Annotated in this window: 12 protein-coding genes, 7 tRNA genes and 1 pseudogene; 4 read left to right on the plus strand and 16 right to left on the minus strand. The window is 59.4% G+C overall.

Annotated features, from left to right (window positions below; genetic code table 11):
• Positions 1–143: 143 nt before the first annotated feature.
• Entirely contained in the window at positions 144–1133 is a 990-nt protein-coding gene (locus tag ACTG19_RS02870) for a lipid A biosynthesis (KDO)2-(lauroyl)-lipid IVA acyltransferase (protein ID WP_439988707.1), read from the minus strand.
• 195 nt (positions 1134–1328) lie between these two features.
• A complete protein-coding gene (locus ACTG19_RS02875; RefSeq protein WP_439988708.1) occupies positions 1329–2321 on the minus strand; it encodes a TDT family transporter in 993 nt (330 codons plus the stop codon).
• Positions 2322–2423: 102 nt separating this feature from the next.
• On the opposite strand from ACTG19_RS02875, the gene ACTG19_RS02880 reads away from it, so the two are divergent.
• Complete coding sequence (locus ACTG19_RS02880; RefSeq protein WP_439988709.1) at positions 2424–3329, plus strand: LysR substrate-binding domain-containing protein; 906 nt, start codon at positions 2424–2426, stop codon at positions 3327–3329.
• Between the two features lie 96 nt (positions 3330–3425).
• Here ACTG19_RS02880 and nfo read toward each other — a convergent pair whose 3' ends face one another.
• The 5 genes and pseudogenes from nfo to ACTG19_RS02905 form a co-directional block, all read right to left on the minus strand.
• Positions 3426–4268 (minus strand): deoxyribonuclease IV, encoded by an 843-nt coding sequence (gene nfo / locus ACTG19_RS02885; protein WP_439988710.1) that lies wholly within the window; start codon positions 4266–4268, stop codon positions 3426–3428.
• Between the two features lie 307 nt (positions 4269–4575).
• Complete coding sequence (locus tag ACTG19_RS02890; RefSeq protein ID WP_005333445.1) at positions 4576–4905, minus strand: YbaB/EbfC family nucleoid-associated protein; 330 nt, start codon at positions 4903–4905, stop codon at positions 4576–4578.
• Between the two features lie 114 nt (positions 4906–5019).
• A pseudogene (gene dnaX / locus ACTG19_RS02895) lies at positions 5020–7609 on the minus strand (DNA polymerase III subunit gamma/tau).
• A gap of 172 nt (positions 7610–7781) precedes the next feature.
• A complete protein-coding gene (gene apt, locus ACTG19_RS02900; RefSeq protein WP_005352403.1) occupies positions 7782–8327 on the minus strand; it encodes an adenine phosphoribosyltransferase in 546 nt (181 codons plus the stop codon).
• 134 nt (positions 8328–8461) lie between these two features.
• Complete coding sequence (locus tag ACTG19_RS02905; protein ID WP_005352406.1) at positions 8462–8839, minus strand: YbaN family protein; 378 nt, start codon at positions 8837–8839, stop codon at positions 8462–8464.
• Between the two features lie 123 nt (positions 8840–8962).
• Here ACTG19_RS02905 and dusC point away from each other — a divergent pair, with 123 nt between their 5' ends.
• From dusC to ACTG19_RS02920, 3 genes are all read left to right on the plus strand, one after another.
• A complete protein-coding gene (dusC, locus tag ACTG19_RS02910) occupies positions 8963–9907 on the plus strand; it encodes a tRNA dihydrouridine(16) synthase DusC (RefSeq protein ID WP_204381018.1) in 945 nt (314 codons plus the stop codon).
• A 97-nt stretch (positions 9908–10004) separates the two neighbouring features.
• Entirely contained in the window at positions 10005–10373 is a 369-nt protein-coding gene (locus ACTG19_RS02915; protein WP_005333451.1) for a TraR/DksA family transcriptional regulator, read from the plus strand.
• Positions 10374–10533: 160 nt separating this feature from the next.
• Complete coding sequence (locus ACTG19_RS02920) at positions 10534–11253, plus strand: substrate-binding periplasmic protein (protein ID WP_439988711.1); 720 nt, start codon at positions 10534–10536, stop codon at positions 11251–11253.
• Positions 11254–11369: 116 nt separating this feature from the next.
• On the opposite strand, the gene yjjG is transcribed toward ACTG19_RS02920, so the two are convergent.
• The 9 genes from yjjG to ACTG19_RS02965 all read right to left on the minus strand — a co-directional run bounded on the left by yjjG (position 11370) and on the right by ACTG19_RS02965 (position 14807).
• Positions 11370–12050: a pyrimidine 5'-nucleotidase gene (gene yjjG, locus ACTG19_RS02925; protein WP_076491983.1), complete on the minus strand. Its 681-nt coding sequence runs from the start codon at positions 12048–12050 to the stop codon at positions 11370–11372.
• Between the two features lie 14 nt (positions 12051–12064).
• Complete coding sequence (locus ACTG19_RS02930) at positions 12065–13564, minus strand: M17 family metallopeptidase (protein WP_439989588.1); 1500 nt, start codon at positions 13562–13564, stop codon at positions 12065–12067.
• 171 nt (positions 13565–13735) lie between these two features.
• Positions 13736–13812: transfer RNA gene (locus tag ACTG19_RS02935), tRNA-Met, on the minus strand.
• Between the two features lie 88 nt (positions 13813–13900).
• A tRNA-Met gene (locus ACTG19_RS02940) sits at positions 13901–13977 on the minus strand.
• An 88-nt stretch (positions 13978–14065) separates the two neighbouring features.
• Positions 14066–14142, minus strand: a tRNA-Met gene (locus ACTG19_RS02945).
• 87 nt (positions 14143–14229) lie between these two features.
• Positions 14230–14306, minus strand: a tRNA-Met gene (locus ACTG19_RS02950).
• Positions 14307–14394: 88 nt separating this feature from the next.
• A tRNA-Met gene (locus ACTG19_RS02955) sits at positions 14395–14471 on the minus strand.
• A gap of 88 nt (positions 14472–14559) precedes the next feature.
• A tRNA-Met gene (locus ACTG19_RS02960) sits at positions 14560–14636 on the minus strand.
• A gap of 94 nt (positions 14637–14730) precedes the next feature.
• Positions 14731–14807 (minus strand) — tRNA-Met (locus tag ACTG19_RS02965).
• Positions 14808–14811 lie beyond the last annotated feature (4 nt).

A 14811-nucleotide genomic window follows, 5' to 3' on the forward strand; every position in this document is an offset into this window, starting at 1 on the left:
TCAAAAACAAACGGTTATTGTAGTTATCCTGATATTTTTTTCTAGCCTAAGGTGCCAGACCGCCGACCTGCTAAGCACTGATCAGACGAGCCATCACAATAAATGACTCTTTTGACACCACACCAATAAATGCAGAGCAAGGGTCAGTCGTGAGGCAATAATCCCTTGCGGATCCGTCTAATCCCCTCTTCGTAGAGGCCATCCATTCCCTCCTGCTCCTGACGGGTATCGAAGATCTTGAGGAACCACATGTACTGACCCGGGTGGCGCGTCAGTTGCTGTTGCACCATGTCGTTCATCCGACAGGTATCGGCCAGCACATCCCCGGAGGGATAGTTGTCGAACGGAGCCTCGATCTCCAGCCGATAGCAGTGGCTCGCTTCGTCATAGCAGGCGAGCAACGGCACTGCCTTGGCACCACTCACCTGGACCAAACGGGGCAAGGCTGGCAGGGTCGCCTTGGGATAGTCAAAGAAGGGGGCGAAGATGCTCTTCTCGCGGCCATGATCCTGATCCGGCAGATAGAAGAAGCTGCGACCGCTCTTGATGGTTCTGATCACCGCCTTGATCCCGGCGCTGCGCTCATAGACGCGGCAACCGTTCCTGGCCCGCGCCCGGTTAAGGTGCCAGTCAAACACCGGATTGCGCGCCCGTTTCATCATGGTGCACATAGACACCCCGCGCTGGGTAAAGCAATAGCCTGCGGCATCAACCGGCCAGGTGTGGGGCACCACCAGGATCACCGGACGACCGGCGGCACGTTCCGCCTCGATATGTTCCCAACCGCTCACCAGCATCCGGCTCATCAGATAACGCTGGCTGCGCATGGTGAACTCGCCAAATCCCAACAAACTCTTAAGGCCGACCCGGATCGAGGTCAATGCGATGGCGTCGCGCTCGGCCAGGCTCTTGTGCGGAAAGCAGACCTCCAAGTTGATTCTGGCGATATAGAGCTGTTTTTTCGAAATCCGAAACACCAGCGGAGCCAGCCAATCTGCCAACCGGTCACGCAGACGCACCGGAACAAACGCAAGCACCATCAGCACGCCGAGTGCCAACCAACTGAACCAGTAACGGGGGTAAAGGAAACGAGACTCAAAAATGGGGTTGAACAGGGGATCTTGGGGCGGCATGATTCACGGCTTACATCAAAATGGTGGTGCATTGTAGTCACCCTGACAGGTAATACCAGTTAAATCCGCACTCACACGCGCAAAAGACGGAACCATATGACAGAAGTGGCGAAAAGGTAAAAAAATGCCCCGCATTGCGGAGCATTTTGTTTGCTGATTAATCCGTTGAACGACCAGCCAGGTCAGGCGTCTTGCTTAACGGTGGCCACCCTGATGGGACATACCGTGACTTACCACGACCTCTCGCTGCGGCAGAAAAAACATCAGATAACGCAGTGCCACATAACCGACGATGATGGTAGCCACCCCCAGCTCGAAGTGGGCCAGCAGTCTGATCTGCTCGACGTAGTGACTCCCTTGCGCAAACCCTTCAACCAGATGAGCCACTTTGAACAGAGCGGTGGCACCGATCACCAGCGGGAAGGTGAAGGCGGCATAACCCGGCGAGAAGGGCAGACGCAGCAGTTTGATGAAGGCTAGATAGATGATGCCTGTCATCAGGATGGCGATCCCCAACAATACGGCCACCAGCAGCAGCGACGGCTCCTGGCTGACGGTCAGGTAACCGGCCAGAGAAAGGCTGGCAGGAGCAGCCAGAATGGCGATGGTCGGTTTGGCGGCATCCGGCACTTCATGGCTGAAGATCAGGCGATAGAGCATCAGCGGCAGCATCAGGCCATAGCAGATGATCCCGAACCAGAGCAGACCGTTGGCCAGCGGGGCAAATTGACCACCCGGGAAGGCGACGTCAGCCACGATGATCCCCACCGGCGGCACGAACCAGCTCGGCACCATGTGGTGGATTTCAAACTCTTTGGCGCGATGCCAGATAAAAGTGGCCAGGAACAGCAGGTGAACCGCCACGGCAAACAGCCAGAGGGCCTCGCCCGCTTGCGGCGCAATCATACCCAGCGCTTTGGAGACCACCATGGTGCCCATGGCATAGGTCGGTACCACACTGCCCACCACAGGGTGAGCGAGATCCTGCAACAGCAGGCGGGGGTGAAGCAGAAACTTGAAGGTCAGGATCACCAGCAGCACGGCCGCAATGGCGGCACCCAGCAGTTGCATCCGGCCATCGAAGTGACCGGCATTTTCCCAACACCAACCAAGGCTGGCGATGCCCAGCGCCAGACCCGCCATGGGGGTTGGGGCGGCAGCCAGTGATTTACGGGTTCTTGCGATCATGATGACACCTTTCTATTGATGACTATGGCGATAGGATAATGCCCCCTTATCGTTTACGATATCTAAATGAATTAAATCAATCATTCAGGAAAACCAAACACGATGAAACTGACCCTGCAGCAGCTGAAAGTGTTCGCCACCATTGCCCGTTATGGAAACCTTGGCCTTGCCGCCAACGAGCTCTGTCTGAGCAAAGGAGCCGTTTCCCAGTCGCTGCAGGAGTTGGAGCGCCAACTCTCCACCCCGCTGTTTGACCGTATTCACCCCAGATTACAGCTCAACAACGAGGGGCGCTTGCTGCAACCGGCCGCCGAAGAGCTGTTGACCCGGATGCAGGATATCGAGAACCTGTTCAGTCCCGATGCCGAGTCGAGTGGCCAACTACGCCTTGGCGCCAGCCAGACCATCGGCAACTACCTGCTACCGAGCCTGCTCGCCAGCAGCAAACAGGAGCTGGGGCTCCCCCCCAAGGTAACCATCAACAACACTCACCTGCTCTGCCATGCGCTGGCCAACTTCGAACTGGATATGGCACTGATCGAGGGGGATAACCACCACCCCGACCTGCTCGCCGAACCCTGGTTGCAAGACGAGATGTTGGTAGTGGCCCCACCTGGTCACCCTCTTGCCAACAAGATGAATCTCCCTCTCTCCCGACTGGGTGGCGAGACCTGGGTGCTGCGTGAAGCACAATCTGGCAGCCGCGAGCAGTTTATCCAGCAGATCCAGCCCGAGCTACCCCGCTGGCAAGCAGGGCTTGAGCTCAACACTCTGGAGGCGGTGATGCTGGCGGTGGAGAAAGGGCTTGGTATCTCCTTTATCTCCCGGCTGGCAGCCTCCGATCGGCTCAAAAATGGTCGGCTGATCGCCCTGCCCCTCTCCCGCCGCTTCCCGCGCCAGCTCTCCCTTATCTGGCATAAACAGAAGTACCACTCCACCTCCCTGCGCCACTTTATCCACTTCTGCCGGGCTCAGGTGAACGATGCCGAGGTGATCAGCTTAGAGTAACGCCTGCTCGGAGCGCTACTGACAGCCCCGCACGCTCATGAAGGAAAAAGCAGAGAGGGGGACACGGCACCCTCTCTTTGATTCGCTTGCTCGGTATCACGGCGCCAGACTGCGCAACCAGCTGATCTCCTCGCCCCAGATGGACTCATCGATGGTCTCGAGGATCAGCGGAATGCGATCGAAGCGATCATCATTCATGATGTGGTGGAATACCGCCTCCCCCAGATTGCCCTCCCGCAGGCTGTGGTGGCGATCGACCCTGCTGCCGAAGGTGCACTTGGCGCCGTTGATATGCATCCCCTTGAGATAGTGAAAACCCACCGTGCGGTCGAACTCGGCAAAGACGGCAGCACAACTCTCTGCGCTACGCAGATCATAACCGGCAGCAAAGGCGTGGCAGGTATCGAAACAGATCCCGACTCGGCTCTTGTCCTCCACCCCCTCGATGATGGTGGCGAGATGCTCGAACGACCAGCCGAGGTTGGTCCCCTGCCCGGCGGTGTTCTCAATGACTGCCGTCACCCCTTCACTGCGCTCCAGCGCCCAGTTGATGGACTCGCTCACCAGCTTGAGGCTAGCCGCCTCTGGGATCTGCTTGAGATGGCTACCGGGGTGGAAGTTCAGATAGCAAAGCCCCAGCTGCTCGCAGCGCTTCATCTCATCGAGAAACGCGTCACGGGATTTGGCCAGACCATCGGGATCGGGATGACCCAGATTGATGAGGTAGCTGTCGTGGGGCAGGATCTGCTCCGGCAGAAAACCGGCCTTGTCACAGGCCGCCTTGAAGGCATGGATGGTGGCATCCGACAAGGGGGCCGCCTGCCACTGACGTTGATTCTTGGTAAAGAGGGCAAACGCGTTGGCCCCGATGGCCTGGGCGCGGGCGATGGTATTCTCCACCCCGCCGGCCGCACTGACGTGGGCTCCGATATATTTCATACAATCTCCTCAATACGGCAAGCCGCCATTATGCCGATCCCACCCGGCCACGCCAAACCGGGATATCCGATAGCGGGTATCGACAAATAGCGCAAGGCGCTGCGTTTCATGGCGCAATCGGCCTGTGCTGTAGCAACCTCGACCCAGAAGGGATAGTTAGAGCCCGTCCACGCCAGCATGGCGCCCATAAAAAACGCAGCGTATAGCCTGAGCAATAACGCTGCGTCTTTGGGTCTCTCGGCCGTCCTCCTTACCGTGACCCGAATGGCCAGCGACAAGGGAGCAAGAATGCGCGGGGAGAGTCGCCTTAGAACGGCATCTTGAAGCCTGGCGGCAGTTGCATGCCACCGGTCAGTTCGCCCATCTTGGCTTTGTTCTGCTCTTCCACACGACGCACGGCATCGTTGCACGCGGCGGCGACCAGATCTTCCAGCAGTTCCTTGTCATCTTCCATCAGGGAGGGATCGATCTCGATGCGACGGACGCTGTGGCTACCGGTCATGGTGACCTTGACCATGCCGGCACCGGCTTCACCGGTCACTTCCATCTGAGCCAGCTGCTCCTGCGCCTTCTGCATACGCTCTTGCATCTGTTGGGCCTGTTTCATCAGGTTCCCCATTCCACCTTTACCAAACATATGTCGTCTCTCGTCTTGAAATCCGGCATCCAGCGCCGGGCTGTGGGCTTGTCTGTCCTAGATGGGGACAGCCAAACTGCTTTTCAACCGGAAGCGAGCTCCCGGCCACGGAATTTAGCGGTTGAGGGGCTCAATGCTCTCATGATGGAGCACGGCACCAAACCGCTGAACTAAAAACTGTACGTTGGGATCCTGCTCCAGATCCCGGCTCACCTGCTCGCGCACCCCGAGATAGAGGCGGTGTTCGATCTCGAGGGGGGTCTCCTGGTCAGGCACCACGCCGAGCGTTACCTCGACCTGCACCGGTTGCCCCAGTGCCGGGCCGATGATCTCGGCCAGATCGGCGCGCGCCTTGTCGCTAACCAGATGGCGCTGCTCGGGCTTGAGGGTCAGCAACACCTTGTCCCCTTCCCGCGTCATCACCGAGTTGATGGCCAGCTGGCGCAGCCGACCACCCACCTGGGTGTGGGCAATCAACTCGGCCCAAGCATCGCCACAACCATTGAGCAGCGAGGAGGGGATAAGGCGGGTCGCCTCTCCCTCTTGCGGCTCGCTGTCGCTCTCGAGCTCATCCCAGTCGATGGTTTCCATCGCCGGCTGGGCGGGCTCGCTCTGCGCCACAGGGGCAGCAGCCAGCACCGTGGTAGCAACGGGGGCGACCGGCTGGGGCACTGGGGCAGGCGTCACCGCAGGCGCCACAGAGCCGGGCTCGCCGGGTCGATAGCTCGGCTGCCCATCGAGATCCCAAGGGGGCAGATCGGTTGACTGGGCCGGTGCCGTAACGGGGGCGTGGCTCATGGCCGGAGTCTGCTCGACAAAGCTCTGATTGAGGTACTCTTCGTACTCCCCGTTGTCACCCTGCGGCTCGTAACCGTCGCCATAGAGATCCACTGGCGGCAGATCATTATAGTGCCCCATCGTCGCCATCCCCTGCCCGGCCGGTTGGCCGACCGGAGCTGGCTGTTGGGTGACGACCGGTGCAACAGCGGGCGCGACAGGGCGAGCTGGTGCAACCGGCACTGCACGCGGCGCCGCCGGGGCATCCTGACCACGCTGGCGGCTGCGCAGCATATTTCGCTTGCCAAGCAGGCTCTGCATGCTCGATACCGCTGAAACAGCTGCAGGTACGGTAACCGGCGCGGTTGTCGGTTCGAACGCGGGCTCGAAGGCGGCGGTCAGCGACTCGCCACGGGAATAGTCCGTATCGGCTGCGGCAGATGATCGATCAGCATCAACGTGCTGTGCGGCTGAGTGAGCCGGCACATCCGGCTGCACATGTGGCAACGCGGGCTCGGGTTGATACCCCATGCCTGCGGCTTCACGCAGCAACTCATCCTGCTGGCTGAACAGCTCGATGGCTTGCGCCTCCTCCTCGCTATCGGCGGGGTTGCCGATGTCATCCACCATCGCAGGCAGGGAGACATCAACCGCGGGCACTGCACTGTTGGCAACAGGTGTGCTGGCAACAGGGCTGGCTAGCGGTGCGGGTACGGCGCCGCTGATCGGTGCCAGTTCGGCCGATTCAGCGGCCGGGCGCTTTCCCGGCAAAGAGACTACCGGAGTTGCACTGCTCGTCATTGACGGGGGCAATGCGGTGAGGCTGGCAGGATGCAGGGCATCGCGCCTTGGCGAGAAGGCGAGCATCCGCAGGCAGGTCATCTCCAGCGCGGTGCGGCCATCGGGGGCCCAAGGCAGATCTTTGCGGCCACCCAGCACAATCTGGTAGCAGAGTTGCACCTCTTCCGGGCTCATCGCCTTGGCCATTTGCAGCAGGGCATCAGCATCCGCCCCCTGCTCCTGCACGCTGGCGGGTAGCAGCTGGGCCATGGCGATACGATGCAGCAGCCCTTCCAGCTCGGCGTGAAGCTGATCAAAATCGGGACCCAGAGTAGCGATCTCGCTGATCTTGGCCATGGTCGCCGGCGCATCCTGCCGCAGGATGGCTTCCAGCAGCTGGTGCAGATGACGGTGATCGAGCGTGCCCAACATCGTCAACACGCTGTCGAGGCGGACGCTGCCGTTGCCGTGAGCCAGCGCCTGATCAGTCAGGCTCAGGGCATCGCGCATACTGCCGTCAGCCGCTTTGGCCAAGGCCAGCAGGGCGCGCGGTTCGAATGGCTGCCCCTCCTGATCCAGCACCCATTCGAGCTGCTTGGCGATCTGGGTCTGATCCAGACTCTTCAGATGAAACTGCAGACAGCGCGAGAGGATGGTAATGGGCAGCTTCTGCGGATCCGTGGTGGCCAGCAGAAACTTCACATAGGGGGGGCTCTTCCAGGGTTTTCAGCAGCGCGTTGAAGCTGTGACGCGACAACATGTGCACTTCATCGATGAGGTAGACCTTGAAGCGGCCGCGGGCTGGACGGTACTGCACGTTGTCGAGCAGCTCGCGGGTATCTTCCACCTTGGTGCGGGACGCCGCGTCAATCTCCAGCAGGTCGACAAAGTTGCCCTGATCGATCTCGCGGCAGGTATCACAGACGCCGCACGGGTGGCTGCTGATCCCCTGCTCGCAGTTGAGGCTCTTGGCCAGAATACGGGCGATGGTGGTCTTGCCGACCCCACGGGTACCGCTCAGCAGATAGGCGTGATGCAGCCGTCCCTGATCCAGGGCGTTGGTCAAGGCGGTCAGCACATGTTGCTGGCCTACCACTTGTTCAAACGTATGGGGGCGCCATTTGCGCGCCAGAACCTGATAGCTCATAAATCCATCATGCAGGGAAGACAGGGCATTGAGGCCGGATGCTAACACAAATGGCGGGCTGGCTGTATCGGCTATCGGTGACAGCGGGAGGGATCGCTTGATTTTCAAACCGATGCCCGCAAGGGCACCGGTTCAACGCAGGCCCGATGCAGAGGATCGGGCCGAAGAGGCATTACTCGCCGGCCAGCTCGACCAGTGAGACCACCTTGATGCCAGCGGCAGTCAGGCGGGCATCGCCACCCAGAGACGGCAGGGAGATGATGAAGGCCGCATCGGCAACTTCACCACCGGCACGGCGGATCAGCTTGACGGTCGCATCGACGGTACCACCGGTCGCCAGCAAATCGTCCACGACCAGCACCTTGTCACCGGGTACGATGGCATCGGTGTGCAGTTGCAGGGTGTCGGTGCCGTACTCGAGGGCATAGGACTCCTCGATCACTTCGCGCGGCAGCTTGCCCGGCTTGCGGACCGGCACGAAGCCCAGCCCCATGGCATAGGCAACCGGCGCGCCAAAGATGAAGCCGCGAGCTTCGGTGCCAACAATCTTGGTGATCCCTTGATCACGATAATGATTGGCCAGCAGATCGATGGTGGCCTTGAAGGCCTCGGCGTTCTCGATCAGGCTGGTAATGTCACGAAACAGAATCCCCGGCTTCGGATAGTCGGGAATGGTCTTGATGCTTGCTTCGATAAATTTCAGGGTTTCCGGATTCATGTGTTGACCGCTTATTTTTTTGACCCAGGGGTGGCCATTTTTTCTCAATTCCCTTCTGCGGGAAATAAAAAAGCCTGTCACGCAAAAATGACAGGCCGACTCCATAGCATTATTGCTGCAATAGCTTAGGGACTTCACTTCACCATTGCAACTGGCTCCAGCACTGGCAGACGCATTAACCAGGTGAGCAGGATCACCATTATGACAACCAGCAGCCCCTTGACCCACAGCAGTGGCACTACCGCCAGCGACACCGAAAAGGTGAGCAAAATGAAGATAATGGCGCGCCGTCTGGCCTGACGACGAATGCCGCGATACTGCTGCCAATCCACGATGGGCGGGCCAAACCAGGGATGGGTCAGCAACCAGCGATGAAAACGGGGCGACGAGCGGGCAAACAGGGCGGCAGCCAGCAACATGAAGGGGGTAGTCGGCAACAGGGGCAGCACAATGCCCACAATACCGGTGGCAAATGCCAGCCACCCGAGCGCCATCAGACACCAACGCTTCATTCCTTCTCCTTGCGTGATTTATCTCCCTCTAGCCTAACAGAGTTTGAGCGGGTGCTGACAGCGGGCCGCAACCCCACTACAATCTGCGCTCTTTTTTCTTGCCACTCTCGTCGGAAAGCCGTTATGCGCGTTATTTTGGCCCCCATGCAGGGGGTACTGGATCACCTGATGCGGGAGGTACTCACCTCCGTCAATGATTACGATCTCTGCGTGAGCGAGTTTATCCGGGTCGTCGATCAGCTGCTGCCCGCCAAGGTGTTCTACCGCCTCTGCCCTGAACTGCTCCAAGATGGCAAAACCCGCGCAGGCACCCCGGTGCGGGTACAACTGCTGGGGCAACACCCCGAGTGGCTGGCCGAGAACGCCGTGCGCGCCATCGAGCTGGGCTCCCCCGGCGTCGATCTCAACTTCGGCTGTCCCGCCCCTACGGTCAACAAGAGCAAGGGCGGTGCGGTGCTGCTCAAAGAGCCCGAGACCATCTACCGCATCGTCAAGGCGGTACGTGACGCAGTGCCCGCCCATCTGCCGGTGAGCGCCAAAATTCGCCTCGGTTACGATGACAAGGATCTCTATCTGGAGAACGCTCAGGCGGTCTTCCAGGGGGGCGCCAACGAGCTGGCCGTTCATGCGCGCACCAAGCGCGAAGGGTACAAGGCCCCCGCCCACTGGGAATATGTGGACGCCATTCGCCGCGCCCTGCCCATCCCAGTCACCGCCAACGGCGAAATTTGGGATCACAAAGATGCCCTCGCCTGCGCCAGGGTCTCGGGTTGCGGTGCCCTGATGGTCGGGCGCGGCGCCATCTCCCTGCCCAATCTGGCCAACGTGATGAAAACCGGCTGCCCGCACATGAGCTGGGCCGAGGTGCTGCAGTTGATGGTGAGCTATACCGAGCAGGATCTGGCCAGCGAAAAAGCCGACTACTACCCCAGCCGCATCAAACAGTGGTTCAGCTATCTCAAGCGGGAATATCCCGAAGCGGACCTGCTGTTTCAGGAGATCCGGGTGCTCAAAGAGACGGCTCCCATCCGCGATGCCCTGCTGCAAGCAGCCAAAAGCCACGGCTAACCACGTTTAACTTGACGCATATCATCTTGATAGAGTTATCGGATCCCTATACTGCCCCGAATCTGTCGTCTGTCCTGTGGGGGATAATGTGTGTGAAATGACGCAAGCACAGTTGACTGTCTGGCGTAATCGCCTGCTGTCAGACTGGGCCCAAGTAAGAGAAACGCTGATCGGTCAGCTTAAAGCCTGCCGCCGTGACGAGTGGGCCGAACAGGTCGGTCACTGCGAGCAGGATCAACTGGTGGAACTGACCAGCCGGCTGGATCTGCCGAAAGTAGAGCAGAGCGTGGCCCGCCTCAAGCGGATCGATGCGGCACTCTGCCAGATGGATCTCGGCCTCTATGGCCTCTGCTCCGATTGTGAAGAGCCGCTTTCCATCGAACAGCTGGAACAGGATCCGACCCTGCAACGCTGCCCGCGCTGTGAAACCCGTTATCGCAAGGGATTCCACGCCCACGAACTGTGAGGGATGCACATCTGTGCATCCGCTCAACCCTCAGCACTGGTTACTCCGTCGTTCCTGTCCAATACTCACCGTATCAGCCTGTTCGAGGGTATGCGTTGTGTACAGACTCTTGTTGTTATGGTGTTTGTGTTGCCAGGCTACGGCACAGGAGTCATTGGTCGTGGGCTGGGTCGACTGGCAGCCCTTCAGTTATCGCAATGAACAGCAACAGCTCCGTGGACTGGATGTGGAGCTGCTCAACGCCATCTTCCTGCGGGCCGGTTATCAGGCCAAATTCAGTGAAATGCCCTGGGCTCGCGTGCTGCACGAGCTGAAATTCGGCACGGTTCAACTGACCATGTCAGCCAATATCACCGCCGAGCGGCAGCAATATGCCCGCTTCAGCCACCCCTATCGGGAAGAGGAGACGGCCATCATCATCCGTCGGCAAGATGCCGAACGCTGGCGCGGGATCACCACCCTCGAGCAGTTGATCAACACCCCCGACTTCCATATCGGGGTGCTCAAGGGCTTTGATTACGGCAATACCTTCCGCCAGTTGATGGCAAGGCCCGAGCTGCAGCCTCGCTTGCAGATGCGCCTGCGGCTGGATCAGCTGCTGAAGATGCTGCAAGGGGGACGGATCCAGGGGTTTATTCTGGATCCCCATGGACTGCAGGGGTGGCAGGGTAAAGATGAAGCGCAGGATCAGCTGCATACCCTGCTGCGTATCGAAGTCACGCCGGTTCACCTGATGCTGAGCAAAGAGAGCACCACAGAGGCGCAACTGCAGCGGATCAATCAGGCTATCGATCAATTGAAACAGAGTCCCGACTATCAGCAGATCCTCGGTCGCTACCAGTTCAGATCCCTGCATTCACAGGAAAACACTCATAAGTAAGGGGAGCATCAGCTCCCCTTACTGTCTCAAGCAAACCCAATCCTGTCTCAAACAACCCTGGTTGCAACTTGCCAGGACGTTTTGGTCACCGATAACGTGATAGTTAAACTTGGCTATCAGCGTCCCAGCACAATGTCGGCAAGGTGGGTGAAGTGGTGGATTTCGTGTGTGGCATCGCACTCGCCCGCTTGCCGCGCCGGGTTGTACCAGCAGGTTGCCAGCCCCTGCGCCGCCGCCCCGGCAATATCGGTTTTCGGATTATCCCCCACCATCAGCACCCGCGCAGGATCCGGCTGCCCCATCAGGGAGAGGGTGTGCTGGAAAATAGCTGGCGCTGGCTTGGTCACCCGGATCTCGTCGGAGATCACCAGCGGCTCGAACCACTCGCTCCAGCCCAGTTTGCCGAGCCGCCCCCGCTGGGGCACGCTGAAACCATTGGTGATGATCCCCATCCGCACCTTGCTGCGCAACTGCTGCAGGGTCTCGACCACCCCTTCGAGAGGCATGCTAAGGGCAATGATTTGCTCCAGAAAGGTGTTGTTCATCGCCATGGGATCGGCGGCAACCTGCTGGGCAAAGAGGGAGAAGCGGGTCTGCTGCAACGCCGTTGCATCGATCTCGCCGTCGTTGTACTGCTGCCAGAGCCCGTGGTTGAGGGCGTGGTACTGCGCCATGCTGGCGTCATCAGCCTGTACGCCATAGATCTGCAAGGTATGCGTCAGCGCGGAGGCGACCGGAAAATCGAGCAGGGTTTCATCCAAATCGAACAGCACCCAGTCATAGCTTGGTTGTTTCACAGAAATCCTTGTAATCATTCAGATTGTTCAGAGGCTTGGCGACCAACTCTGCCAAGCGGGCTGGCCAGCAGATCCAGCGTGAGGCGCACGCCAAAGCCGGTCACTTCGCTGGAGACCACCCCATTGCCCCCCTTGTTGCGAAAACCGCTCAGGTCGAAGTGCAGCCAGGGGGTCTGCTCGGGCACGAAGTGGGCGAGGAAACGGGCCGCATCGATGTGATCCGGCGAACTGCCCGGCGCACACTGCAACAGATCGGCCCACTCGCTCTCGATGTTGTCGTCGTAATCGTCATCAAGCGGGAAGGGCCAGATCCGCTCACCGCTGCGCTGACCCAGATTGACCAGTGATGCCATCCATTCGCTGCGATTGGTAAAGACGCCGCTGTAGCGGCTACCCAGCGCCCGTTTGCAGGCCCCGGTCAGGGTCGCGTAATCGAGCAGCAGATCCGGAGTATCCTGCACCGCCATTGCCAGGGTATCGGCCAATACCATTCGCCCTTCGGCATCAGTATCGACCACCTCGATGGAGGTGCCATTGATGGCAGTCACCACCTCACCGGGGCGATAGGCGTGAGGGCCGATATGGTTCTCGGCAATGGCCAGCCAGCAGTGTACCTCGTAGGGTAGCTGAGCTCGGCTGATGGCGTAGAGGGCCCCCAGCGCCACCGCGCTGCCCCCCATGTCCAGATGCATGCCATACATGCTGCCAGAGACCTTGAGGTTGTAACCGCCGGAGTCGTGGCAGATCCCCTTGCCCACCAACGCAATGCGGCGCACCGGCTTGGGCGGGTAGTAGCTGAGCTTGACCATGGCTCCCTGATTGTCTTCCGAACCACGAGCAACGGCCAGAAACGCCCCCGCCCCCAGCTCGGCCAGCTGTGCCTGATCATAGTGATGGCAGTGCCACCCCTCATCTTGCGCCAGCTTGCTGACAAACTCGCGATAGCTGGCGGCCGTCAGCTCGGAGGCAGGCAACACCGCCAGATGGCGAGCCAGCCCGTTGCCCCCCGCTTCGCTGTAAAGGCGTGCCAAGTCCAGCACCACTGCGGGTGAAATCTTGATCTGCTGATAGCTCCAGCTGCTTTCACTGCGTCGCTTGCTGGTGGGCAACGAAATATTGGCGGCAAGCAGGGCCGACAACATCACTTCGGCCAGCATCACTCGCTCGGAGGGGGAAAAACCTTCCAGATGCAGCCCGAGCCGCTCCACATTGAGCCCAGAAAGAGGAGCAATCCAGCCTCTGATCTGTTTATAGAGGCGGTGATCCCGCGTCACACTGCCGGCCACAAACATCACCTGCAACAGGGTATTGCCATGCATCAGGGTAAAGGGTGCTTTTTTCCCCAGCGCAAGCTGGGTCTGGAGACCCACAAGGGCGGGGAGCGAAAGCAAGGACTCCTTCTGCTCTTCGGCGATCAGCAGCAGTTGCAACGGCAGCCCTTGGGCAAGGGCTTCGGCCAGCGTGGCATCACGGCTTTCAATAGCAGGAGGAAGATAGGTGAAGGGAGTGATCACAGGCACGTGCCTCATCCATGAAGAGATAACTGATGATACCCAACAAATGGTTGATACGACCAGTTTTGGTCTTGAAAAAGCGTCAGAAATAGCAGCAATCACCAGACGGTGACGAGCATCAAGAAGGATTGTTCAATGATTGGCAATACAGGAAGGGAACGTACAGAAAGTTGGTTGCGGGGGCCGGATTTGAACCGACGACCTTCGGGTTATGAGCCCGACGAGCTACCGAGCTGCTCCACCCCGCGTCCGAATTGTCACCCTCAGGCCGAGCAGTAGCTTGGTGGCGTTTGTCTGCTTTCGACTGTTTACACAATCGCAGGCTGACGAAAAAGTTGGTTGCGGGGGCCGGATTTGAACCGACGACCTTCGGGTTATGAGCCCGACGAGCTACCGAGCTGCTCCACCCCGCGTCCGAATTGTCACCCTCAAGCCGAGCAGTAGCTTGGTGGTGTTTGTCTGCCTTCGATTGTTTACGCAATCGCAGGCTGACGAAAGAGTTGGTTGCGGGGGCCGGATTTGAACCGACGACCTTCGGGTTATGAGCCCGACGAGCTACCGAGCTGCTCCACCCCGCGTCCGAATTGTCACCCTCAAGCCGAGCAGTAGCTTGGTGGCGTTTGTCTGCTTTCGACTGTTTACACAATCGCAAGCTGACGAAAAGTTGGTTGCGGGGGCCGGATTTGAACCGACGACCTTCGGGTTATGAGCCCGACGAGCTACCGAGCTGCTCCACCCCGCGTCCGAATTGTCACCCTCAAGCCGAGCAGTAGCTTGGTGGCGTTTGTCTGCTTTCGACTGTTTACACAATCGCAAGCTGACGAAAGAGTTGGTTGCGGGGGCCGGATTTGAACCGACGACCTTCGGGTTATGAGCCCGACGAGCTACCGAGCTGCTCCACCCCGCGTCCGAATTGTCACCCTCAAGCCGAGCAGTAGCTTGGTGGCGTTTGTCTGCTTTCGACTGTTTACACAATCGCAAGCTGACGAAAGAGTTGGTTGCGGGGGCCGGATTTGAACCGACGACCTTCGGGTTATGAGCCCGACGAGCTACCGAGCTGCTCCACCCCGCGTCCGAATTTTTCTCGAAGTGGCCGAGCAGTAGCCAGTTCGATTTCTCCTTTCCCACCAACCGGTTACACCGGCTTGACTGGTCAGGATCTCAGATGGTTGCGGGGGCCAGATTTGAACTGACGACCTTCGGGTTATGAGCCCGACGAGCTACCGGGCTGCTCCACCCCGCGTCTG

It is taken from the genome of Aeromonas sp. 3P (genome assembly GCF_051919745.1).
In the GTDB taxonomy this organism is placed as follows: Bacteria; Pseudomonadota; Gammaproteobacteria; order Enterobacterales; family Aeromonadaceae; genus Aeromonas; species Aeromonas veronii.